This is a genomic window from Sphingomonas sp. GW821-FHT12D09, assembly GCF_058807215.1.
Genome location: NZ_JBXAQL010000003.1, coordinates 613,728 through 634,808 on the forward strand (window position 1 = coordinate 613,728; position 21,081 = coordinate 634,808).

At 67.0% G+C, this 21,081-nt stretch carries 24 protein-coding genes; 16 read left to right on the forward strand and 8 right to left on the reverse strand.

Annotated features, from left to right (window positions below; genetic code table 11):
- Positions 1–10: 10 nt before the first annotated feature.
- Genes AC1RPL_RS16685 through flgB form a run of 7 tightly spaced genes read right to left on the reverse strand, consistent with a single transcriptional unit; the run spans position 11 to position 5,102 of the window.
- Complete coding sequence (locus AC1RPL_RS16685) at positions 11–706, reverse strand: flagellar basal body L-ring protein FlgH (protein WP_493070768.1); 696 nt, start codon at positions 704–706, stop codon at positions 11–13.
- 10 nt (positions 707–716) lie between these two features.
- Positions 717–1,505, reverse strand: coding sequence for a flagellar basal-body rod protein FlgG (gene flgG, locus AC1RPL_RS16690; RefSeq protein WP_493070770.1), 789 nt, complete (start codon positions 1,503–1,505; stop codon positions 717–719).
- A gap of 15 nt (positions 1,506–1,520) precedes the next feature.
- Positions 1,521–2,264 (reverse strand): flagellar basal-body rod protein FlgF, encoded by a 744-nt coding sequence (gene flgF / locus AC1RPL_RS16695; RefSeq protein WP_493070772.1) that lies wholly within the window; start codon positions 2,262–2,264, stop codon positions 1,521–1,523.
- A 26-nt stretch (positions 2,265–2,290) separates the two neighbouring features.
- On the reverse strand, positions 2,291–3,598 hold the full coding sequence (locus AC1RPL_RS16700) for a flagellar hook protein FlgE (protein ID WP_493070774.1): 1,308 nt from the start codon (positions 3,596–3,598) through the stop codon (positions 2,291–2,293).
- A 27-nt stretch (positions 3,599–3,625) separates the two neighbouring features.
- On the reverse strand, positions 3,626–4,333 hold the full coding sequence (locus AC1RPL_RS16705; protein WP_493070776.1) for a flagellar hook assembly protein FlgD: 708 nt from the start codon (positions 4,331–4,333) through the stop codon (positions 3,626–3,628).
- Between the two features lie 2 nt (positions 4,334–4,335).
- The gene (gene flgC / locus AC1RPL_RS16710) at positions 4,336–4,746 is read right to left on the reverse strand and encodes a flagellar basal body rod protein FlgC (RefSeq protein WP_493070778.1); all 411 of its coding nucleotides are present in this window, start codon (positions 4,744–4,746) and stop codon (positions 4,336–4,338) included.
- A gap of 2 nt (positions 4,747–4,748) precedes the next feature.
- The gene (flgB, locus tag AC1RPL_RS16715; protein WP_493070780.1) at positions 4,749–5,102 is read right to left on the reverse strand and encodes a flagellar basal body rod protein FlgB; all 354 of its coding nucleotides are present in this window, start codon (positions 5,100–5,102) and stop codon (positions 4,749–4,751) included.
- Between the two features lie 228 nt (positions 5,103–5,330).
- Between flgB and AC1RPL_RS16720 the strand changes: the two genes are divergently transcribed.
- The 9 genes from AC1RPL_RS16720 (at position 5,331) to AC1RPL_RS16760 (ending at position 13,011) form a co-directional block, all read left to right on the forward strand.
- Positions 5,331–5,993 carry a motility protein A gene (locus AC1RPL_RS16720; protein WP_493070782.1) on the forward strand — a complete coding sequence of 221 codons (663 nt, stop codon included), beginning with the start codon at positions 5,331–5,333 and terminating at the stop codon, positions 5,991–5,993.
- Positions 5,990–6,502: a flagellar motor protein MotB gene (locus AC1RPL_RS16725; protein WP_493070783.1), complete on the forward strand. Its 513-nt coding sequence runs from the start codon at positions 5,990–5,992 to the stop codon at positions 6,500–6,502. Before AC1RPL_RS16720 ends, AC1RPL_RS16725 begins: the two co-directional genes overlap by 4 nt.
- Entirely contained in the window at positions 6,499–7,029 is a 531-nt protein-coding gene (locus AC1RPL_RS16730) for a flagella basal body P-ring formation protein FlgA (protein ID WP_493070785.1), read from the forward strand. Before AC1RPL_RS16725 ends, AC1RPL_RS16730 begins: the two co-directional genes overlap by 4 nt.
- 69 nt (positions 7,030–7,098) lie before the next feature.
- Positions 7,099–7,392: a flagellar biosynthesis anti-sigma factor FlgM gene (gene flgM / locus AC1RPL_RS16735; protein WP_493070787.1), complete on the forward strand. Its 294-nt coding sequence runs from the start codon at positions 7,099–7,101 to the stop codon at positions 7,390–7,392.
- Complete coding sequence (locus tag AC1RPL_RS16740) at positions 7,379–7,690, forward strand: flagellar protein FlgN (protein WP_493070789.1); 312 nt, start codon at positions 7,379–7,381, stop codon at positions 7,688–7,690. Before flgM ends, AC1RPL_RS16740 begins: the two co-directional genes overlap by 14 nt.
- 84 nt (positions 7,691–7,774) lie before the next feature.
- Positions 7,775–8,668: a lytic transglycosylase domain-containing protein gene (locus tag AC1RPL_RS16745; RefSeq protein WP_493070791.1), complete on the forward strand. Its 894-nt coding sequence runs from the start codon at positions 7,775–7,777 to the stop codon at positions 8,666–8,668.
- Between the two features lie 36 nt (positions 8,669–8,704).
- A complete protein-coding gene (gene flhA / locus AC1RPL_RS16750) occupies positions 8,705–10,756 on the forward strand; it encodes a flagellar biosynthesis protein FlhA (RefSeq protein ID WP_493070957.1) in 2,052 nt (683 codons plus the stop codon).
- A gap of 101 nt (positions 10,757–10,857) precedes the next feature.
- The gene (locus tag AC1RPL_RS16755; RefSeq protein WP_493070793.1) at positions 10,858–11,520 is read left to right on the forward strand and encodes a FliA/WhiG family RNA polymerase sigma factor; all 663 of its coding nucleotides are present in this window, start codon (positions 10,858–10,860) and stop codon (positions 11,518–11,520) included.
- Between the two features lie 144 nt (positions 11,521–11,664).
- Entirely contained in the window at positions 11,665–13,011 is a 1,347-nt protein-coding gene (locus tag AC1RPL_RS16760) for a M28 family peptidase (RefSeq protein WP_493070795.1), read from the forward strand.
- Positions 13,012–13,129: 118 nt separating this feature from the next.
- Here the strand turns inward: AC1RPL_RS16760 and AC1RPL_RS16765 are convergent, their stop codons facing one another.
- On the reverse strand, positions 13,130–13,948 hold the full coding sequence (locus tag AC1RPL_RS16765) for a flagellin N-terminal helical domain-containing protein (RefSeq protein WP_493070798.1): 819 nt from the start codon (positions 13,946–13,948) through the stop codon (positions 13,130–13,132).
- Between the two features lie 222 nt (positions 13,949–14,170).
- On the opposite strand from AC1RPL_RS16765, the gene AC1RPL_RS16770 reads away from it, so the two are divergent.
- The 7 genes from AC1RPL_RS16770 to AC1RPL_RS16800 are packed head-to-tail and all read left to right on the forward strand — an operon-like array spanning position 14,171 to position 20,955.
- Positions 14,171–15,427, forward strand: coding sequence for a sigma-54 interaction domain-containing protein (locus AC1RPL_RS16770; protein WP_493070800.1), 1,257 nt, complete (start codon positions 14,171–14,173; stop codon positions 15,425–15,427).
- Entirely contained in the window at positions 15,424–15,789 is a 366-nt protein-coding gene (fliE, locus tag AC1RPL_RS16775; protein WP_493070802.1) for a flagellar hook-basal body complex protein FliE, read from the forward strand. Before AC1RPL_RS16770 ends, fliE begins: the two co-directional genes overlap by 4 nt.
- Positions 15,790–15,792: 3 nt before the next feature.
- On the forward strand, positions 15,793–17,481 hold the full coding sequence (fliF, locus tag AC1RPL_RS16780) for a flagellar basal-body MS-ring/collar protein FliF (RefSeq protein WP_493070804.1): 1,689 nt from the start codon (positions 15,793–15,795) through the stop codon (positions 17,479–17,481).
- Positions 17,478–18,494, forward strand: coding sequence for a flagellar motor switch protein FliG (gene fliG / locus AC1RPL_RS16785; protein ID WP_493070805.1), 1,017 nt, complete (start codon positions 17,478–17,480; stop codon positions 18,492–18,494). The genes fliF and fliG overlap by 4 nt, the downstream gene beginning before the upstream one ends.
- On the forward strand, positions 18,481–19,215 hold the full coding sequence (locus AC1RPL_RS16790; protein WP_493070807.1) for a FliH/SctL family protein: 735 nt from the start codon (positions 18,481–18,483) through the stop codon (positions 19,213–19,215). Before fliG ends, AC1RPL_RS16790 begins: the two co-directional genes overlap by 14 nt.
- Positions 19,209–20,537: a FliI/YscN family ATPase gene (locus AC1RPL_RS16795; protein ID WP_493070809.1), complete on the forward strand. Its 1,329-nt coding sequence runs from the start codon at positions 19,209–19,211 to the stop codon at positions 20,535–20,537. The genes AC1RPL_RS16790 and AC1RPL_RS16795 overlap by 7 nt, the downstream gene beginning before the upstream one ends.
- Positions 20,530–20,955 (forward strand): hypothetical protein, encoded by a 426-nt coding sequence (locus AC1RPL_RS16800; protein ID WP_493070811.1) that lies wholly within the window; start codon positions 20,530–20,532, stop codon positions 20,953–20,955. The genes AC1RPL_RS16795 and AC1RPL_RS16800 overlap by 8 nt, the downstream gene beginning before the upstream one ends.
- The last annotated feature ends 126 nt before the right edge of the window (positions 20,956–21,081 follow it).

Sequence of the window (21,081 nt, forward strand, 5' to 3'; positions counted from 1 at the left end):
TGGCTCCGGCTCAAAAGGGGCTGATCACGGAGAAGAACCGGCCCAGCCAGCCCTGGCGGCTGGCGCGGGCGACGTCGCCCTTGCCGGTATAGGCGATGCGAGCATCGGCGACGCGGGTGGAGAGTACGCGGTTGTTCGCATCGATGTCCGCCACGCGCACGATGCCCTTGATCTGGACGAACTCGTCGCCGCGATTGAGCGTCACGCGCTTCTGGCCCTGCACCAGCATCGTGCCGTTGGGATAGACGGCGGCAACGGTCACGCTGATCTCGCCCGACAGTGCGTTCGACTGGTCGGCCGCTCCGGTGCCGGCGAAGTTGCGTTTGCCGCTCACGCTGGCGTCGGTTTCCTTGAACAGCGAGAGGTTACCCGTGCTCGGCGGCGTGATGCCGAACCCTCCCGAGCTGTCGAGCTTGGTGCCCGCCGACTTGGACGCGGCGGTCTTCTCGACCAGCAGGATGGTCAGCGGATCGCCGATGCGGCGGGCGCGCATGCCTTCGTAGAGCGCAGCATAGCCGTCGCTCGCCTGGAAGATGCCGCCGTTGGCGACCGGCGTCACGGGCGCGACGGTTGGGAGCGTCACGGAGTAATCCTCCTTGGGCTTCTTCTTGCCGATACCGAGGAACTGCGCCTTGGCGGGCGTGGCTGTGAATGCGAGCCCCGCTGCAATCAGCGCACCGGTGGCGAGGCCTGTGAGAAACTTCATGGCGCGGCCCTCAGATGTTCTGGTTGACATATTTGAGCATCTCGTCGGTTGCCGAGATCATCTTCGAGTTGACCTCATAGGCGCGCTGGGTCTCGATCATGTCGACCAGCTCCTCGACGACGTTGACGTTCGAGCCTTCGAGCATGCCCTGGCGAACCGTGCCGCGGCCATCGACGCCGGCATTGCCAAGCGCGACGGTGCCGCTGGCGGGCGTTTCGATCAGGTAGTTGTCGCCAACTGCCTGAAGTCCCGCCGGATTGGGGAAGCTCGCAATCTGGATCTGGCCGATCTGGGTGAGGTCGACCTGGTTCGGCATCTGCGCCGAGACCGTACCGTCGCTGCCGACGGTGACCGAGATCGCGCCTTCCGGGATCGTGACGCCGGGCATCACCTGATAGCCTTCGGAAGTGACCAGCTGGCCCTCGGCAGAACGCGAGAAATTGCCCGCCCGGGTATAGCCCAGGCCGCCGCCGGGCAGCTGGATCTGGAAATACCCATTGCCGTCGATCGCCATGTCGAGGCCGTTGCCGGTCGTCTGGAGCGACCCTTGCGTCTCCAGGCGCTGCGTACCCTGCACGCGCACGCCGGTGCCGAGGTTCAGGCCGGTCGCGTACTTGGTCTCCGCGGTCGAGGCCGCGCCGGGCGCGGTGACAACCTGATAGGCCAGGGTCTGGAAGCTGGCGCGATCCTTCTTGAACGCCGTGGTGTTCACGTTCGCCAGGTTGTTCGAGATGACCCGCATGCGCGTATCCTGAGCGTCGAGGCCCGTGCGCGCGATGTGCAGTGCTGCCGATCCCATGCGTCTAACTCCTTATCAGGACGGCATCCGCATCAGCGATGCGGTGCTCTCGTCCATGTTCTTGGCTTCCTTGAGCAGGCCTGCCTGCACTTCGTAGGCGCGCTGGTTCTCGATCATGTCGACCAGCGCCTGCGTCAGATTGACGTTCGATTGCTCGAGCGAGCCCGAGGTCACCTTGGCCTCCATGTCCTCGGGCAGCACGCCGCCGCCCTTCACATGGAGGAGATTGTCCAACCCCTTGGCAGTCTGGCTGCCGTCGGTGCTGCACAGCTTGATCTTGTCGATCACCTGCGGCTGCGTCGGATCGCCGCCACGCGGCACGATCGAGACGGTGCCGTCCTCGGCGATCGAAATCTTGTCGGCGGGCGGCACGGTGATGGGGCCCCCCGACCCCATCACCGGGAAACCGTCTCCGGTTTCCAGCACGCCCGAGGCCGCGATCTTGAGATCGCCACGCCTCGTATAGGCTTCGGTGCCGTCGGTCGCCTGGACAGCCATCCAGGCATCGCCGTTCACCGCAAGGTCGAGCGGGTTGCCGGTCTGGATCATCGTGCCCTTCGTCCGGTCGAAGTCGTTGACTTCCTCCGCGGCGAACTGGCGCGAATCCAGGCCCGTTCCCTGAAGGACCAGCCGGTCGAAGCTGACGCGCTCGCCGCGGTACCCGATGGTCGAGGCGTTCGCGATGTTGTTCGCGATCGTCGCCTGCGACTGCATCTGGCTGCGCAGCCCTGACATCGCTGTGTAGACAAGCCGGTCCATACTTTGCTCCTCCTCAGCCGATCAGATCAGCTGCGGATGTTGAAAATGGTCTGGGACATCTGGCTGGCGGTATCGAGCGCCTTGGCATTCGCCTGGAAGTTGCGCTGTGCCGCGATCAGATTGACCAGCTCTTCGGTGATGTCGACGTTCGAGCGCTCGATCGCGCCCGACATCAGCCCGCCGAAACCGTTGGTGCCCGGCTCGCCCAGGCGCGCATCGCCCGAGAAGCCGGTTGCGGCCCAGGTCGAGTTGCCCAGCTGGCGCAGGCCTGCATTGTTGGTGAAGCTGGCCAGCACGACCTTGCCCAGCGCCTGGGTGTCGCCGTTGGAGAAGCTCGCAGTCACCGTGCCGTCGTCGCCGATCGTCACGCCTTCGATCTGGCCGACGGGCGAACCGTCCTGGCTGGTCGAATTCAGGCTGAACGGGGAGCTGACCTGCGTCGTGCCGGCGGTCAGGTCGAGCTTGAGCACCTGCTCCGACGTCGCGCCCGGCGCCAGGAAGCCCATGAAGGTGATCGGGGTAGTCGGCTCGGAAAGCTTGCCGGTGCTGTCGAACTTCAGCTCGATCTGCTCCATCGTGTCGGGGTCGTCGCCGGCATTGAGCTGCTGGTCGCCGACGAACGAATAGACCTTCCAGCTGCTGGTTGCGTCGGTGCCGGTCGGTTTGGTCTCGCGGACGAAATAGTTGGTCAGCGTCAGCGCGTTGCCGTTCGCGTCATAGACCGTGGTCTGGACCGACTGGTTGTAGGTGGTCGGGTCGAAGCGATCGAACTTGTACTCGGTATCCTCGAACTTCACGTTCTCCGACGGGATCGCCGAGCCGGCATTGAGGTTGAGGCCCAGCTTGACGTTCTCGGTCTCCTCCGGCGTGCCGCTGGTCTGCGGCAGGCGCAGGCTGACGGTCGAGCTAAGGCCGGTCGCGACCACCGCGCCCGAGCCGTCGACCGGATAGACCTGCAGCTTGTTGCCCTGGGCATCGACGACATAGCGCTCGGCATCGACCTGGAAGCTGCCGTTGCGGGTATAGGCCACGCCGTTGCCGCTCTTCTCGTCCCCCTTGACGATGAAGAAGCCGTCGCCCGAGATTGCGACGTCGAGCGCCGACGAGCTCTGGGTGAAGCCGCCCTGGCCGAACTGCTGCCGCACCGCCTTCACGACCACGCCCGAACCGACCATCTGACTCGGGTTCATGTTGGCGGTCGATGCGATGACGTCGGCGAACTGCGTGGTGCTCTTCTTGAAGCCGTTGGTCTGCACGTTCGCGAGATTGTGCGAGATCGTCGACATGTCGGTCTGAGCTGCCTGAAGGCCGGAGAGCGAGGTGAAGAAGGACATTTTCCGTTACTCCTTGGAAAAACTGATTCAGCCGACCTGCCAGATGGCGTCGGTGGACACGTTGCCGATGCCTGGAAGCGTGAGGAGCGGCTTGCCGTCCGATCCCAGCGAGACGGCGGTGACCGGCGCCCAGACGAGCGGCGCGGCCTTGACGTTGCCGGTGCCGTTGGTGGCGGTGACGCTGACGGTGAACGGGCCGGCGCCGGCGTCTTCCCCGGAGTCGGTCTTGCCGTCCCAATCCCAGGCAACGGCGCCGGAGGTTTCCTTGCCCATCTCGATCGTCTTGAGCGTGTTGCCGTCGCTGTCCTTGATCGTGACGCTGACGTTGGTCGCGTCCTTGTCGAGCGCGACGGCGCCGGCGAGGCCGCCGGTGGTGCGCGGATAGGCAGTCGAGCCCTCGACCAGCACGGTCTTGCCGACATAGCCTATCGCGTCGTTTAGCGAGGTAGTGCTCAGCTGGCTGGCGATCGTCTTGAGCGTCGAGCCCATCTCGGTGATGCCGGAGAGCGAAGAGAACTGCGCCATCTGGGCGACCATCTGGCTGTTGTCGACCGGCGCGAACGGATCCTGGTTCTTCAGCTGCGCCGTCATCAGCGACAGGAAGTCGGACACATCCATGTCGGTCTTGCCGAGGTTCGACGTGTCCTTGGTGTCGAGCGTGGTGCCGCTCGTCGTGCTCGAGGTGTTGTACCTGGAGATGCCCAGACCAGTGAGGGTGGTATCGAAATCACTCATGTTCAGCGACCCAGCTTGAGGGTGTCGACGATGAGCTGCTTGGCAGTCTGCATCACTTCGACGTTGTTTTGGTAGCTCCGGGCGGTCTCCATCATGTCGACCAGCTCCCGGGTCTCATCCACGGCGGCTTCCCAGACATTGCCGTCCTTGTCGGCGAGCGGGTTGCCGGGATCGTAGCGCTTGGTCGGCTCGGAGCCCGCGGTGACGACCTGCTCGACATCGACGGTCGACATCCCGCTCGCCTGGTCGAAGGCGGTGCGGAACACCGGCTTGATCGTGCGATAGGCAGCGTCCGGGCTCGATGCGACCGTGCCGACATTGGCCAGGTTCGAGGCCGTGGTGTTCATCCGCACCAGCTGCGCGCTCATCGCGCGGCCGGAGACCTGGAAGATCGAGAGGGGCTGGTCACCCATGCTTATTCTCCCTTCAGCGCGCGCGTGATCTGGCCGATGCGGCCGTTCAGGAACGACAGCGTCGTCTGATAGGCGACGGCGTTTTCGGCGAAGGCGGTCTGCTCGGTGGTCAGCTCGACGGTGTTGCCGTCGGCCGAAGGCTGGAGCGGCACGCGGTAGAGCGTGTTGGCGTCGATCGAGGCGTCCAGCGAACCGCCGGTTGCGGTGGCGCCGTTGAGCGCCGCCTGGAAATCGATGTCCTTGGCCTTGTAGCCAGGGGTCGAGGCGTTCGCGATGTTCGACGCCAGCATGCCCATGCGCTGCGAACGCACGGCAAGTGCTGCGCCATGTACGCCGAAAAGGTTGTCGTTGGGCATTGCACGTCTCCCGCACAAAAGTTCGCCAGAAGGCTTGGGCACCTCTCTGCAACCGCCGTGCCAATTTGATCCGATAGGCGAAAAAACCGCCATTCCCCTCGGAAGCGGCAAGCACCGGCAAGCTCTTGCCGGTGTGTCGGCAGCGCGTTGCCGCTCCAGCATGCCCGGCATGCCGCTCTCTCCGGTGCGCACACTTGGCCCGCCTCTTGCACCCACGCAGGTATGGATATGAATGCCCTCCCCGCGCTCGGGACCTTTCTCGATCCGCTCGCCCTCGCCATTGTCGGCGGAGGCACGCTGGCGGGTGCCGTGCTGCGCACCGCGTCGGGCGACCTGGCCCGCGGCGTGTCCGCGCTCGCCGTGCTGCCGCGCCGCCGTTTCGATGCCGAGCCGCTCTGCTCCCAGATATCCGCGCTCACCCGGATCGCGCGCCGCCACGGCGTGATCGCGCTCGATCGCACCAAGATCGAGGACCCGGATCTTGCCGCCGCGGTCGCTGCGATCGTCGATGGCGCGAACCCCAAGGATGTCGAGACGTTGCTCGAGCAGCGCCGCTGCGCCCGCTTCGAGCGCCAGCGCGGCGCCTGGGAGCTCTGGTCAGGCGCGGCCGAGCTGGCGCCCGCCATGGGCATGGTCGGCACCTTGCTCGGACTGGTCGGCATGTTTGCCGCGATGAAGGACCCGCAGGCGATCGGTGGCGCGATGGCCGTCGCCCTGCTCGCTACCCTCTACGGCGCGCTGCTCGCCAATCTCGTGCTGCTACCGATCGCCACGCGCCTCAAGCGCCGCGCCCGGCACGAGGCACAGGAGCGGCTGCGCCTCCAGCCCGGCCTCGCCGCGCTGGCCGCGATCGAACCGAACACGGGGCGGATCAAGGAGATCGCCGCGTGACTGCCAATGTGACCGTCTTCGACGAGGACGAGCCCGTACGCGCGCCCTGGCTGGTCACCCTGGCCGACCTGTCGCTGCTGCTCGTCGGCTTCTTCGTCTTCCTCCAGGCGACCCAGGTCGACCCGGCCAAGCTCGCCGCCGGCATCCGCGCCGGCTTCGGCGCGACGGAAACCGGGCCCGCACCGATGCCGGTCGATATCGCCACTGCCACCGGCTTCGCGCCCGGCTCGGCGCTGCCTGCCGACACCGCATCCGCGCTCGAATGGGCGCGCGCCGCCGCCCGTGACCCCCGCACCCGCCTGCGCATCACCGGCGAAGTCGATGGCTCTTCGGCAGACGTCGATCCGGCCACCGGCAGCGGTCCGATTCTCGCCGCCGACCGCGCCCGCGCCGTTGCGGCGCTGCTCATCCGCCAGCACGCGATCGACCCGTCGCGCATCCTGATTTCCACCGGCCGCGGCCAGCGCCGCGCCGTGCTTACGCTTGGCTTCGAAGGAGACCGGCAATGATCCTCGCCCTCACGCTCGCGCTCACCGCCCAGGACTTCCAGTCCACCGCCGCGCTCGACACGGTCGTCACCCAGTTCACCGGCAAGAGCGTCGGCGAGCAAGGCGGGGCGATCGCGCCGATCGACCGCCGGCTGAAGCTCGCGGCCTGCACCGCACCGCAGCTCGAATGGCGCGGCGACAGCCATGACGCGGTCGTGGTCCGATGCATGGCGCCGGTCTGGAAGATCTATGTGCCCGTCGCGGCGGTCCCCAGGCCCAAGGCTGCCGTGCCCGCCCCGATGCCCGCCAACGTCGTCGTACGCCCCACCGCGCCGGTAAAGGCCGAGCCGGTGATCAAGCGCGGTGACTCCGTCACGGTGGAGGCCGGATCGGAAGGTTTCTCGATCTCGCGCCAGGGCATCGCGCAGAACGATGCCCCCGCCGGCGGCCGGATCAGCGTCAAGGTCGACGACAAGCAGCCGCCGATCCAGGCCATCGCGATCGAGCCCGGCCGCGCCCGGCTGCCGGGCTTTGCCGAGGGCGGCTGAAATTTTCCTGTAAAGCTTGGGCGCCCGCGGTCGTTTGAAGGACTGCAGGCACAGCAAGGATTGCAGGCAATGGTGGAATCAATCGGCACGAAGGCAGGCGCGGTCACCGACCGTCGCACTGTGCCCGTTGACCCTGCTGCCAAGGTGGCGGCGGTTCGATCGGTAGCGAGCGACGCGCCAACGGTGCAGAGCGCCGCGGCGGCGATCTCCGGCCAAGCGGCGGCACAGCCGCCCGTCGACATCGAACGCGTCGCCCGGATCCGCAAGGCCATCCAGGACAACAAGTTCCCGCTCTCGCCCTCGACGATCGCCGACCGGCTGCTCGCCCTCAAGCTCGATTGGAAGTCCCGTGACTCGGCGTGATGCACTGATCCAAGTGATCGAATGCCTCCATGCCGAGATCGCGGCGCTGAAGGCGGGCGACGTCTCCGCGCTCGAGCAGGCCACCCAGACCAAGCTTGCCGCGATCGACACGGTCGCGCTCTATGACGGCGAGGCCCCGGGCCCCGAGGTCCGCGAGCTGGCGGCCGAGGCGCAGCGCCTCAACGAGACCTGCCGCATCTATGTGAACCTGATGGCGGCAAATGTCCGCCGCCGCCTGCAACTTCTTTCCGGTCAGCAGGCGCCGTCGTACAAGTCGGCAGGCTATGCACTGGGCTGAGCCCCTCCCTAACGCGCATTAACCAGAACTGGCACGGTCCTTGCTCTGATAGCCCCGAATAAGGGCAATCCGGAACGGGATTAGATGAGCGTCACTTCGGTCAACTCAAAGGCAAGCGTCCAGACGGCGATCGCCGCGGCGAGCCGCAAGACCGGCATCGACTTCAACTATCTGCTCGGTCAGGCGCAGGTGGAAAGTGGTCTGAAGGCCGATGCCCGCGCCGGCACCTCGTCCGCGACGGGGCTTTACCAGTTCATCGAGCAGAGCTGGCTGGGCGTGGTCAAGCAGCACGGCGCCGAGCATGGCCTGTCCTGGGCCGCCGACAGCATCAAGCAGACCAGCTCGGGCCGCTATGTCGTCAGCGATCCCGCCGCACGCAGCGCGATCCTCAACCTGCGCAGCGACCCACAGACCGCGGCGCTGATGGCGGCCGAGCATGCGTCGGACAACAAGGCCAAGCTCGAGGACAGCCTGGGCCGCCCGGCCACCGGCACCGATCTCTACATGGCGCATTTCCTCGGCCTGGGCGGCGCGGACAAGTTCCTCAGCGCGATGGCCGACAGCCCGAGCCGCTCGGGCGCCTCGATGTTCCCCGCTGCCGCCCGCGCCAATCGCGGCGTATTCTACGCATCGAACGGCCAGCCGCGCACGCTTTCGGAAATCTACAGCCGCTTCGCCGGCAAGCTCGATCAGGGCGCCGCTGCCGGCGGGGCCACCGGCATCGCGTCGGACGGCATGGACAGCGGCTTCGCCAGCGCCGCCCGCGCCTTCACCGATGGCGACAACGAAGTCGTGCTCGGCAATGGCGCGGTCGATAACGACCGGCACTGGGTGCAGAATACCCTGGCCCAGCTCAACGTCTCGCGCCCCGAAGGTGCCGCGACAACCGATCCGCTCGGCCGCCGCATCGATCCGCTGCGCCCGACGCCGGAAAATGCCCGGCTCGCCTATCTCATGCTCGCAAACCTCGGAGCGTAACCCCCAGTGTCCGCAATCACGCTTCCGCAGGGCACGGTGCCTGCCTTGAAGAGCTTCGCGCTGCCCGGTGCGATCCTGCTGCTCGTCGCGCTGATGGTGGTGCCGATCCCGGCCTTCCTGCTCGACGCCTTCTTCATCCTCAACATCATGATCAGCCTCGCGGTGCTGATGGTGGCGCTGAACGCGCAGAAGCCCCTGGACTTCTCCGCCTTCCCCACCGTGCTGCTGTTTGCCACACTGTTCCGCCTCGGCCTCAACGTCGCCTCGACGCGCGTCGTGCTGGTGCACGGGCATGAAGGCGAAAGCGCCGCGGGCCATGTGATCGAGGCGTTCGGCACCTTCATGATCGGCGGCGACTATGTCGTCGGGCTGGTCGTGTTCGCGGTCATCGTGATCATCAACATGATCGTCGTCACCAAGGGTGCGGGCCGCGTCTCCGAAGTCAGTGCGCGCTTCACCCTCGATGCCTTGCCCGGCAAGCAGATGGCGATCGACGCCGATCTCAATGCCGGCCTGATCACACCCGACGAAGCCCGCGCCAAGCGCATCGAAGTCTCGACCGAAGCCGATTTCTACGGCGCGATGGACGGTTCGTCCAAGTTCGTGAAGGGCGATGCGATCGCCGGCCTGCTGATCCTCGCGATCAACGTGATCGGCGGCCTGATCCTCGGCGTCGCCAGCCATCACATGGCGGTGGGCGAGGCTGCATCGACCTATGTGCTGCTCGCCATCGGTGACGCGCTGGTCGCGCAGGTCCCGGCGCTTTTGCTCTCGATCGCCGCCGCCGCCATCGTCACCCGCGTCAAGTCGAGCGACGACCTCGCCGGCCAGATCGGCAGCCAGTTCGCCAGCTACAAGACCTGGATGCCGGTCGCCGTCATCCTCGGCCTGCTCGGTGTCTTCCCCGGCATGCCGCATTTCCTGATGCTGCCGGCCGCCGCCGGCGCCGGCTTCGCGGCGTGGCGCCTGCGCAAGGCCGCCAACCGGCCCAAGATCGTCGCCGCGCCGCCGGCCGAGCCGACCGATCTCTCCAAGATCGGCTGGGACGAAGTCACCGACAACATGCAGGTGATGCTCGACATCGGCTACGGCCTGGTGCCGCTGGTCGACGAGCGCCGCGGCGGGCCGCTGATGGGCCGCATCACCGGCGTGCGCCGCCAGCTGTCCAAGGAGCTCGGCTTCGTCGTGCCCCAGGTGCGCGTGCGCGACGACATCAACCTGGCGCCCTTCACCTACCGCGTCGTCATCGGCGGCGTCGTGGTGGCGGAGGACAATGTCTCGCCCGACGAGATGCTGGCGATCGACACCGGTCAGGCGTCGGGCCGTCTCGGTGGCAAGCCGGTCAAGGACCCGACCTTCGGGCTCGATGCGATGTGGATCTCGGCCGGCGATGCCGATGCCGCCACCGGGCTTGGCTATCTCGTCGTCGATCCGGGCACCGTGGTCGCCACGCATCTCAACCAGTGCCTGATCCAGAACAGCACCGACCTGCTCGGCCCGGACGAAGTCCAGTCGCTGCTCGACGGGCTCAAGGAACGCTCGGCCCAGCTGGTCGCAGCGCTCTCGCCGGCGCCGCTGCCGCTCACCACGCTCACCCAGGTGCTGCGCGGCCTGCTCGCCGAGGGCATCCCACTCAAGGAATTCCGCCGCATCGCCGCCGCCGTCGCGGTCGCCGCGCAGCGGACCCTCGACGCGGAAGAGCTGATCGAGCTGATCCGTCCGGAGCTGGGTCCGCTGATCATCCAGAAGCTTTGCGGCGTGCGCGAGCCGCTGCGCGTGATGACTCTGGAGGGCCAACTCGAGGGGTTGCTCGGCCAGGCGGTCCGCTCGGATCCGTCGAAGCGCCACACGATCGAGCCCGATCTCGGCCGCCGCATCGCCGATGCGCTGCAGCGCGCCGCCCAGCCGCTGATCGCCGAGGCCAAGCCCTTCGCGCTGGTCGTCCAGCCGTCGATCCGCGTCGCGATCCGCAAGCTGATCAAGAACGTCCTGCCCGACACGCCGGTAATGAGCTTCTTCGAAGTGCCCGAGGACAAGGCCGTCGAAGTCGTCGCCGTGATCGGTGCGCCGGAGGCGCTGCCCGCATGAACGCTTTCACCCCAGGGAAACTAGACGCCATGGCTTCATTGGCACTTGACCCACCTCTGACCTACACGCCTGCGCCGCCGCGGCGCGACCCGGAGGCGCTGGTGCGCAAGCATCTGCCGCTGGTCCGGCGCATCGCCTGGCACATCCATGGCTCGATGAGCTCGCTCGTCGAAGTGGAGGACCTGATCCAGATCGGGCTGGTCGCGCTGATCGAGGCGTCGGCGAATTTCGAGGATCGCGGCCAGGTCACGTTCGAGCAATATCTCGCCACGCGTTTGCGCGGCGCGATGATCGACGAGCTGCGCAGGCAGGCGACGACGACGCGCGGCGCGATGCGCCGGCGCAAGGCCTATCACGAAGCCGTATCCGCGCTCACCGCCGAGTTCGGCCGCGTGCCCGAGGACGAGCAGGTCGCCGAAAAGCTGGGCGTCACGCCGGAGAAGCTGCGCACCGACTATGCCAATGCCGAGGCGGTGCGCTTCGATTCGATCGACGACACCTATTCGGACGAGAGCCCCTGGTTCATGTCCGATGAGCCCAACGCCTTCGAGCAGCTCGCCGAGAACGGCCAGCGCGAGGCGCTGGTCGCCGCGATCGCCGAACTGCCGACACGCGAGCAGCAGGTGATCCAGCTCTATTATGTCGAGGAACTGAACCTCGAGGAAATCGGCCAGGTCCTCGGCGTCGGTGCGGCACGCATCTGCCAGATCAAGGCAAGCGCGCATGCCCGGCTGAAGAAGGGACTCGCGCGCAGGCTGACGTAGACACGCGCGCCATTCTCCCTGCGCAGGGGCGCGCACGCGCGTGCGTGTCGTGACTTTTGTGACTTTCCGGCCCGCGACTCGGCTTGCGCGGCCCCGACGCTTGGCCCAGAAATCCGCCCCAACGAACCATTCGGGGGATTTCAATTGACCAAGCATCTGTTCCTGGCCGGCGCGATGGCGTTCGGCATGCTGGCAACGCCGGCGCTTGCCCAGGACAAGTGGACCGTCCGCTCCGAATGGGTGCGCGCGCATGAGAGCTTCCTCGCCAGCGACGCACTGCAGGGCCGCGGCAGCGCGACCCGCGACGAGGCGATCGCCGCGGCCTATGTGGCGGCGCAGTTCGAGAGCTTCGGGCTGAAGGCAGCGCCCGGCATGCCCGGCTATCTCCAGGTCGGCACGATCATCCGCGCCAGCCTGAACGGTGCCTCGCTGGTCTCGGGCGATCTGCGCGTGCCGCAGTTGGCGGTGCTGGTCGGCGGGGCGGAAGGCGCCAGCGGCAAGTCGGTGGTCTTCGCTGGCACCGATCCCAAGGAACTGCCGGCCGGCGAAGTGATCCTGGCCTCGGGCGATCCCGATATCATGGCGGTCTACCGGGCCGCGTCGCGCAAGGACGTGAAGCTGCTCGTGCTGCGCGAAAGCGCCAAGACCGAGGCGATGCGCAAGGCGATGGGCGGCCAGCCGCGCATGCCGACCTTCCTCGAGGGCGCGCCCAAGGAGCCGCGCACGCTCGTCGTCGTGCTGCCCGTCGCCCAGTTCGATGCACTGGCGAAGAAGCCGGGCACCGATGTCCAGGTCCAGCTCGACGTCGCGCGCAACACCACCACCACCACCAATGCGATCGGCTGGCTGCCCGGCACCGATCCGAAGGCGGGCGTGATCCTGCTCACCGCGCATCTCGATCACTTGGGCGTGCGGCCGGACGGCGTAATCATGCACGGCGCCAATGATGATGCCTCGGGCACCACCGCCGTGCTCGAGCTGGCGCGGGCGCTCGCTGCCGGCAAGCCATTGAAGCGCGGCGTGCTGTTCGTCGCCTATGGGGCAGAGGAGATTGGCGGGCTCGGCTCGACCTGGTTCGGCATGCACCCGCCGGTACCGCTTGCCGACATGGTGGCGAATATCGAGTTCGAGATGATCGGCGCGCAGGATCCGAAGCTTCCCGCCGGCCAGATGATGATGACCGGCTTCGAACGTTCGAACCTGGGGGAAACGCTCAAGAGCCATGGCGCGCTGGTCGGGCCCGATCCCTATCCGGACCAGCATTTCTTCGAACGGTCGGACAACTACTCGCTCGCGCTGCAGGGCGTGGTCGCGCACACCATCTCGGGCTGGGCGGTGATCCCGACCTATCATACCGCCAAGGACAATCTGGAAAGCCTCGACATCGCGTTCATGACGCGCGCGATCCAGTCGCTGGTCGCGCCGATCCGCTCGCTGGCGAACAGTGCAGACAAGCCGGAATGGAAACCGGGCGGCAAGCCTGGGAAGTAAAAAGGAAAAGCCCCGGTGATCACTAGGACCACCGGGGCTCCCCATGCGCCCCCTCCGGCAAGAAGGGGTGACCGGCCTTGGTGCCTGTCAGGGGGGTGACACCCCGACCGGCACGCGCTTACTGAAGAAGCTTGAGAACCGACTGCTGGCTCTGGTTCGCCTGGGCGAGCATTGCCGTCGAAGCCTGGGACAGGATCTGTGCCTTGGCGAGCGCCGCGGTCTCGGTCGAGTAATCCGTGTCCTCGATGCGGCTGCGTGCGTCGCTCAGGTTCGCTACGTTCGACTGGAGGTTGTTCACCACCGATTCGAGCTGGCTCTGGCCGGCGCCGAGAGCGGCGCGGGCAGTGTTGACCGTGGCGAGTGCGTCGTCGAGCGTTTCCAGCGCGTCCGAAGCATCGTCGGCGTCCGAGATGTCGATGTCGACGGCGTCGTCGAGGTCGATTTCGCTGAAGTCGAGCGATACGGTGTCCGAAGCGGTCGAGCCGGTCTGGATCGTCACGCTGCCCGAGTCACCCGCCGAACCGTCGAACAGCGCCACGCCGTTGAACGTGGTGTTGTCCAGGATGCTGGTGATCTGGGTGGTCAGCGCGGTGACTTCGGTCTGCAGATTGGTGCGGTCGTCGTCCGAATAGGTGCCGGACGAAGACTGGACCGCCAGCTCGCGGATACGCTGCAGCATGTTGGTCACTTCGCCCAGCGCGCCTTCGGCGGTCTGCGCCATCGAGATGCCGTCATTGGCGTTGCGGACCGCCTGGTTCATGCCGCGGATCGAGGCAGTCATCGTCGAAGCGATCGCCAGGCCGGCGGCGTCGTCCTTCGCGCTGTTGATGCGCTTGCCGGTCGACAGGCGCTCCATGGCAGTGCTCAGCGCCGAGTTGGCGCCGCTGGAAGCGTTGGCAGCGCGCAGCGCCGCGGTGTTGGTTCCGATAACAGTCATGTTCTTTACTCCATGCTCGTCGGCTTCCCATCTACCCCCCTGAACGGGAGCTCGGAGCCGCCAAGCCAAGGAACGGCCGCTGCGGACCGGGCTTAAGCAAAAAATTTCGGCTCTACGTGCGCCCGCGTAGACGCGCCCGGACCAAGGTGGTGGCGGGCTACGTAAATTTACGGTGCGTTAACCAACCTGGCGCCAAAAGGATGGTGTTCAGGGGGTTTACCAATGCGATCCATCGTTCCTTCCGCTGCAGTGCTGCGTCAGAAATATGCGCTCGTGTCGTCGTTGCGTGCCCAGGGCTTCGCAGTCGGCACCTGCGAGGAAGGCCGTCCTTCCGCGAACGATCTGTTCCTGGTTGCCGAGGGCGAAGTGCCCCCCGCCGCAGCCCGCACGCTGATCCTGGGCGACGAAGGCCGCCAGGCGATCGCGTTCGGCGATGGCAACCCCGCCCGCCTTTCCTACACGATCGAAGACGCCGCCGTCGGCGCCGGCTTCGCCACTGCGCTGCTGCGCGGCCCCCATGAGCCGGTCGCCGCCGACCCCGAGAGCCTGGCGCTGCTGGCGCTGGCCGAGCGCGTAGCTGCGTCGGATATCACCGTGCTGATTAACGGCCCGACCGGCACCGGCAAGGAAGTCCTTGCCCGCGCCATCCACAATGGCTCGACCCGCAAGGACGGACCGTTCGTGGCGATCAACTGCGCTGCGCTGCCCGAGTCGATGCTCGAGGCGATGCTGTTCGGCCACCAGAAGGGTGCCTTCACCGGCGCCTCGTCGGGCGGGCAGGGCTTCTTCCGCGCCGCGCATGGCGGCACGATCCTGCTCGACGAGATCGCCGAGATGCCGCTCAGCCTCCAGGCCAAGCTGCTCCGTGTGCTCCAGGAGCGCGAAGTGGTCCCGATCGGCGGCACCATGCCCGAGAAGGTCGACGTCCGCGTCGTCGCCTGCGCCAACCGCGATCTCCACGCCGAAGTCGCCGCCGGCCGCTTCCGCGCCGATCTTTACTACCGCCTGTCGGTCTTCCCGCTGATGACCAAGGCGCTCGTCGATCGCCAGGGCGACATTCCCGCGCTCGCGGCGGCCATGGTCGTGCGTCACGCCGGCGGCCGCGGCGCGATGCCGTGGATCTCGAACGAAGCGCTCGACGCGCTCGCTGGCCATGACTGGCCGGGCAATGTCCGCGAGCTCGAGAATGTCATCCAGCGCGCGCTGCTGCTCTGCGGCGGCCGCACGATCGATCCCGAGCATCTGATCTTCGACCGTCCCAGCGCACGTCGCATGGAAGTCGAGGCGTCGGGCACGCTCTCCAACATCGTCCAGATCCATGAGTTCGCTGCGATCCGCGAAGTGCTCGCCGAATGCGGCGGCAGCCGGATCGAGACCGCCAAGCGGCTCGGCATCTCGGAACGCACCCTGCGCTACCGCCTCGCCAAGGCGCGCGAGCAGGGCGAGCAGATCGATAGCAAGGCGAGGGCCTCGGCATGAGCGTTGACGGTATCGGCGGCGGCGCGATGAGCGTCGATCGGGTCCTGGCGCTGCGCGCTTCGATCCTCGAGCGCAACGCCGCGCTTTCCAAGGCCAATGAAACGCCCGCAGGCGCGGTGACCGGCACGTCGGGCTCCAAGCCGACGAGCTTCACTTCGTCGATGGAAGACGCCCTGAAGCAGGTCAACGCCGACCAGAGCCGGGCAGGCGCGCTTTCGGAAGCCTATGAGCGCGGCGACACGGTCGACATCGCCAAGGTGATGCTCGCTCGCCAGCAGGCGTCGGTCGGCTTCGAAGCGACCCTCCAAGTCCGCAACAAACTCCTGTCCGCATACAAGGACATCATGAGCATGCCGGTGTAATCCATGAGCAACGCACTCACCTCCACCGAAGCGCCCCTCCTGCCCGCAGCCGCGGGCCGTCTTGGCGCACCGCTCTCGCAGATGCGCGATTTGCTCGCACAGCCCGCGGTCAAGCGTGCCACGCCCTTGATCTTCCTGATCGGACTGCTCGCTGCCGGCTTCCTCGCCTGGTCGCTGGTCTCGACCTCGCCGCAGCGGATCCTGTTCGCCAATGTGACCGATTCCGACAAGGCGGCGATCAGCACGGCGCTGGAAGGTGCCAGCATCAAGTCGAGCATCGACAGCTCGGGCTCGATCACCGTCGCCGAGGACGATTACCACAAGGCGCGGATGCTGCTCGCCAGCCAGAACCTGCCCAAGGCGGCGCCGGGCGGCTACCAGATCCTCGACCAGCTGCCGATGGGCGTGAGCCGGGCAGTGGAAGGCGAGCGCCTGCGCCAGGCCCGCGAGACCGAGCTCGCCCGCTCGATCGAGGAAATCGATGCCGTAGGCGAAGCGCGCGTCCATCTCGCGACGCCCGAAGCCAGCGTCTTCGTGCGCGACAAGTCGGTGCCCACCGCTTCGGTGATCCTCAAGCTCCAGCCCGGCCGCGCGCTGGGCGAGGCGCAGACCCGCGCGATCGTCAACCTCGTCGCCTCGTCGGTGCCCGGCATGGCGGCGGAGAACGTGACCATCGTCGACCAGATGGGCGCCCTGCTCTCCAAGAAGGGCAATGAAGCAAATTCGGCGAGCGATGCGCGCATCGATTATCAGCGCCGCATCGAGGACAAATATCGCGAGCAGCTCGTCCAGCTGCTCACCCCGCTTGTCGGTGCCGGCAATTTCACTGCCGAGATCCAGGCCGATGTCGATCTGGATGAAAGCCAGGCGACGCGCGAAAGCTATGACAAGCAAGGCGTGCTCGCTGCCGAGCAGGGCGCCTGGACCGGTAACAAGGACGGCCAGGCTCCGGGCGGAATCCCCGGCGCGCTGTCGAACACCCCGCCGCCTGCCAGCACGATCACGGCGCCCAATGCCCAGCCCACTCCCGGCGCCGCGCCTGCCCCCGGCACCACGGTCGCGAACGGCGCCAGCCAGGCCAGCCCGCAAAAGCAGAGCGAGAGCTACGGCCGTAGCTTCCAGAACGGCCGCGAGGTTTCGGTCACCCGCCAGGCCCCGGGCAACATCAAGCGCCTTTCGGTCGCCGTGCTTCTCCGCGAAGAAGGCGGCAAGCCGCGTTCTACCGTCGAGATCCAGCAGATCACCCAGCTCGTCCAGGCCGCGGTCGGCTACAACCAGGGCCGCGCCGATCAGGTGACGGTGATCAGCCGCAAGTTCAGCACCGCGCCCGAAGCGGCCGAAAAGGGACCCTCCTGGTACGAAGCCGATTGGGTGCCGGTCGCTGCCCGCAACGCCACCGCGCTGGTGATCGCCTTGCTCGTCCTGTTCCTGGGTGTCCGCCCGCTGACCAAGGCGCTGCTCAAGAAGCGCGAAGAGCCGGCGGGAGCAGGCAATCGGCCGGCGCTCGCGATAAGCGGCGTAGCTGGCGAGGATGGCCAGGAGCATGGCGCCGCGCCTGTCTCGATCGACATGCTCGCCGGCGACCATAACAGCTATGACGAGCGCGTGGGCCTGGTCCGCGGCTTCACCCGCGACAATCCGGCACGCGCTGCGCTGGCGGTCCGCGACATGATCAAGGCAGACGCGCAATGAACGCCATTCGCAGCTTCAATGGCGTCGAGCGCGCCGCGGTCCTGATGATGCTGGTCGGCGAGGAGGAGGCTGCGGCCATCCTCCAGAAGCTCGATCCCGACGAGGTCCGCTCGCTCGGCAAGGCGATGTTCAACGTCGCCGATGTCAGCGAGGCGGAAGTCGAGATCGTCCTCGACGATTTCGTGTTCAAGGCGCGCGAGCGGACAGGGGTTTCCTTCGATCCGGCGCCGCGCATCGAAAGCATCATGAACAAGGCGCTCGGCCCCGAGCGTGCCTCGGGCGTGCTTGCCCGGGTGATGCCGGCCAGCCAGGCCGCATCGATCGAATGGCTCGACTGGTTCGAGCCCGACGAGATCGCGGGCATGATCGAGGCGGAGCATCCGCAGATCGCCGCGGTGCTGCTCGCCAATCTCGATCCCGATATCGCCGCCAAGGTGTTCGAGGCGCTGCCCGAAGCCGTGCAGCCGCAGATCCTGCGCCGCATCGCCAAGCTAGGTCCGATCCCGCCCGAGGCGATCGAGACGCTCAAGACGATGCTCAAGGGCCGCGCCGGCATGGGCGGCAAGAAGTCCAGCGGCGGGCTCCAGCTCGGCGGCACGCGCGAGGCGGCGAAGATCCTCTCGGGCGCGCGCAAGGTCACCGAGCAGCGCGTCATGCCCAAACTCGCCAAGATCGACCGCGAAGTCGCACGCGCCATCGAGGAAGCGATGTTCGTCTTCGACAACCTGCTTGAGCTCGACGACAAGAACCTGTCGACGCTCATCCGCAGTATCGACACCAATATCCTGATCAAGTCGTTGAAGGGTGTCGAGGAAGAGGTGCGCGAGCGGTTCCTCGGCTGCATGTCGAGCCGCGCGGCCGATGGCATCCGTGACGAGATGGAATCGCTCGGGCCGATGAAGATGGCGGATGTCCTCGATGCGCAGAAGGCAATGATCGCCATCGCCCGCGGCCTGGTGAAGGACGGGACGCTCCAGATGCCCTCGAAGGGCGGAGACGATGACTATGTCTGATTTCGCGCCGGGCTTTGTCGGACGGATCAGTGCGGCCGGACATGTGTTGCAGCGTGCCTTTGGTGACGGCGCCGGTTTCGCGCCCTCGGAAGTCGAGAGGATCGGCCGCAGGTTCGAAGAGGCGCCGGCCCAGCCGCGCCATTTCTCGCCGGCCAATCCCGACACCAATCCCACCGAAGGCTGGGACCCTTTCGCTGCCGATACGCAGCAGCCGGCCGAGCATGGCCCGTTCGTCGATCCGATTGCGGCAGCGCATGAGGCGGGATTCGCCGAAGGGCATGCCGCAGCGCTGGTGGAGATCGAGGCGGCGCGGGCGCGCGAGGCGGCGTTGCTCGATCAGGTCTCGACAGCGCTTGCCACCGGCGCGCATTTCGATCGCGATCGGATGGCGGGGCAGTTGCGCCAGACGGTGCTGCACCTCGTCACCAGGCTGGTCGGCGAAGTCGGCGTTGCACCCGATATCCTTGCACAGCGGGTCAACGCCGCTGTGGACTTGCTTGCCAACAGCGCCGAATCCGCGCTGCTCCGCCTCCACCCGGAGGACGTTGCCTTCGTCCAAGGCAAGCTGCCCGCCACTGTCTTCCCGGTCGGCGATCCGCACATCGCGCGCGGTGGCTTCGTGATCGAAAGCGCTTCGACCATCGTCGAGGACGGGCCCGATCTGTGGCTCGAGCAGCTCGCCCAGGCGATCGATCGCGTGCCGATTCCGCCCGCATGCTGAACCATTTCCCCGAAGAATATCTGGGAGGTCTCGGCCTCGGCAGCTTCGTGGCCCAACCCCGGATATCCGGTCGGCTGTCCTCCTATGACGGCTTGCTGATGGAGGCTATCGGTCTCCAGCTTCCCGTCGGCACGGTCTGCGCGATCGGCAACGGCGAAAGCCGGGTCGAGGCCGAAGTGATCGGCTTCCGCTCGGGCAAGACGCTGTTGATGAACCTGGGCGGTCCCGCCGCCCTGCTGCCCAATGCCCCCGTCCGCCCGATCGGCCCTCCCGGAGAAGCCGAAGTCGGTGCCGCGATGCTCGGCCGCGTGGTCGATGGCTCGGGCAAGCCGATCGATGGGCTCGGCCCGATCCGCGGCGCGGGCAAGTGGCCGCTTGCCGGCAAGCTCCAGTCGCCGCTCGATCGTGGCCGCGTGCTCGAGCCGCTCGATGTCGGCGTGCGCGCGATCAACGGCTTGCTCACCATCGGCCAGGGCCAGCGCGTCGGCATCATGGCCGGCTCCGGCGTTGGCAAGTCGGTGTTGCTCGGCATGATGGTGCGCGCTGCCCAGGCGGAAGTGGTGGTTATCGGGCTGATCGGAGAGCGTAGCCGCGAAGTTGCGGACTTTCTCGAGACCAAAGTGGCCGGCGAAGCGCGGGCGCGCTCGGTCGTCGTCGCAGTGCCCGCCAACCATTCGCCGGTGCTCCGCATCCGCGGCGCCCTGCGCGCCACCGCGATCGCCGAGGCATTCCGCGCCGAGGGCAAGAAAGTGCTCCTCATCATGGATTCGCTCACCCGCGTCGCCCATGCCGGCCGCGAGATCGGCCTGGCGCTGGGCGAGCCCGCCTCCGCGCGCGGATACCCGCCGAGCGCGATCGCGATGCTGCCCAGCCTGATCGAACGCGCCGGCACCGATGTCCACACCGGCGGATCGATCACTGCGATCTACACCGTGCTCGCCGACGGCGATGACGGCAATGATCCGGTGGTGGACTCTGCCCGCTCGATCCTCGACGGCCATATCGTGCTGAGCCGTGCGCTTGCCGAGCGCGGCGTCTATCCGGCGATCGACCTCGGCCCCTCGGTCAGCCGCGTGATGACCGATATCGCGCCCAAGGAGCATGTCGCCGCCGCGCGCGTGCTGCGCCGGCACCTGGCGACCTATGAAGAGAATCGCGACCTGGTGCTGATGGGCGCCTATCGCGCCGGCGCCGATCCCGAGATCGACGCGGCGATCGCCTGCCACCCGGCGGTGATGGAATATATCCGCCAGGGATCGGACGAGATCGTCACCCTGCCCGATGCCGTGACCGAGCTGGTCGGCGTGTTCGGGCATGGCTAGGAGCGCCAAGAAGCTCGGCCGGCTGCTGCGCGTCCGCACGCTCCAGCTCGACCTGGTCCGCGCCGACGAAGTGCGCGCCGTCGCCCGCGTCGATCAGGAAGCCAGGCTGCGCGATCGCATCGCCAGCCTCGCGGCGAACGTCGCGCCGGTGCGCAGCACGACCGAATCGGCCTCCAGCCTCGCCGCTGCGGCGAATTTCCGTGAGCGGCTCCACCAGTCCGCCTTCGCCGCCGACAAGCGAGTCGAAGTGGCCGAGCAGAGCCTCGAAATCGCTCGCGTCGCCACCCGCGAGGCGCGCCGCGACCAGAACGCGATCGAGAAGCTGATCACCCGTGCCGAGGCCGATGCCGCACTAAAGGCGCTGCGCGAACTCGAAGCGCTCCCGCCCATGGGAAAAAATCGGCACGATATTTGCTAAGTGCCCTGTGAACCTAGTGTCACGGGGACTTGAACTTGATCCAGCTTGCCGCCGCGCTTCCCGCAATTTCCGTGGGTCCCGTAAAGCCGAACGCCGCGATTTCCGTGGATGCGAGCGGTTTTGCGC

Excerpts from the sequence above, each read along its gene's own strand:
- AC1RPL_RS16685 (WP_493070768.1), bottom strand. The coding sequence starts at position 706 with ATGAAGTTTCTCACAGGCCTCGCCACCGGTGCGCTGATTGCAGCGGGG.
- flgG (WP_493070770.1), bottom strand. The coding sequence starts at position 1,505 with ATGGGATCGGCAGCACTGCACATCGCGCGCACGGGCCTCGACGCTCAG.
- flgF (WP_493070772.1), bottom strand. The coding sequence starts at position 2,264 with ATGGACCGGCTTGTCTACACAGCGATGTCAGGGCTGCGCAGCCAGATG.
- AC1RPL_RS16700 (WP_493070774.1), bottom strand. The coding sequence starts at position 3,598 with ATGTCCTTCTTCACCTCGCTCTCCGGCCTTCAGGCAGCTCAGACCGAC.
- AC1RPL_RS16705 (WP_493070776.1), bottom strand. The coding sequence starts at position 4,333 with ATGAGTGATTTCGATACCACCCTCACTGGTCTGGGCATCTCCAGGTAC.
- flgC (WP_493070778.1), bottom strand. The coding sequence starts at position 4,746 with ATGGGTGACCAGCCCCTCTCGATCTTCCAGGTCTCCGGCCGCGCGATG.
- flgB (WP_493070780.1), bottom strand. The coding sequence starts at position 5,102 with ATGCCCAACGACAACCTTTTCGGCGTACATGGCGCAGCACTTGCCGTG.
- AC1RPL_RS16720 (WP_493070782.1), top strand. The coding sequence starts at position 5,331 with ATGAATGCCCTCCCCGCGCTCGGGACCTTTCTCGATCCGCTCGCCCTC.
- AC1RPL_RS16730 (WP_493070785.1), top strand. The coding sequence starts at position 6,499 with ATGATCCTCGCCCTCACGCTCGCGCTCACCGCCCAGGACTTCCAGTCC.
- flgM (WP_493070787.1), top strand. The coding sequence starts at position 7,099 with ATGGTGGAATCAATCGGCACGAAGGCAGGCGCGGTCACCGACCGTCGC.
- AC1RPL_RS16745 (WP_493070791.1), top strand. The coding sequence starts at position 7,775 with ATGAGCGTCACTTCGGTCAACTCAAAGGCAAGCGTCCAGACGGCGATC.
- AC1RPL_RS16765 (WP_493070798.1), bottom strand. The coding sequence starts at position 13,948 with ATGACTGTTATCGGAACCAACACCGCGGCGCTGCGCGCTGCCAACGCT.
- AC1RPL_RS16770 (WP_493070800.1), top strand. The coding sequence starts at position 14,171 with ATGCGATCCATCGTTCCTTCCGCTGCAGTGCTGCGTCAGAAATATGCG.
- fliE (WP_493070802.1), top strand. The coding sequence starts at position 15,424 with ATGAGCGTTGACGGTATCGGCGGCGGCGCGATGAGCGTCGATCGGGTC.
- fliF (WP_493070804.1), top strand. The coding sequence starts at position 15,793 with ATGAGCAACGCACTCACCTCCACCGAAGCGCCCCTCCTGCCCGCAGCC.
- fliG (WP_493070805.1), top strand. The coding sequence starts at position 17,478 with ATGAACGCCATTCGCAGCTTCAATGGCGTCGAGCGCGCCGCGGTCCTG.
- AC1RPL_RS16790 (WP_493070807.1), top strand. The coding sequence starts at position 18,481 with ATGACTATGTCTGATTTCGCGCCGGGCTTTGTCGGACGGATCAGTGCG.
- AC1RPL_RS16795 (WP_493070809.1), top strand. The coding sequence starts at position 19,209 with ATGCTGAACCATTTCCCCGAAGAATATCTGGGAGGTCTCGGCCTCGGC.
- AC1RPL_RS16800 (WP_493070811.1), top strand. The coding sequence starts at position 20,530 with ATGGCTAGGAGCGCCAAGAAGCTCGGCCGGCTGCTGCGCGTCCGCACG.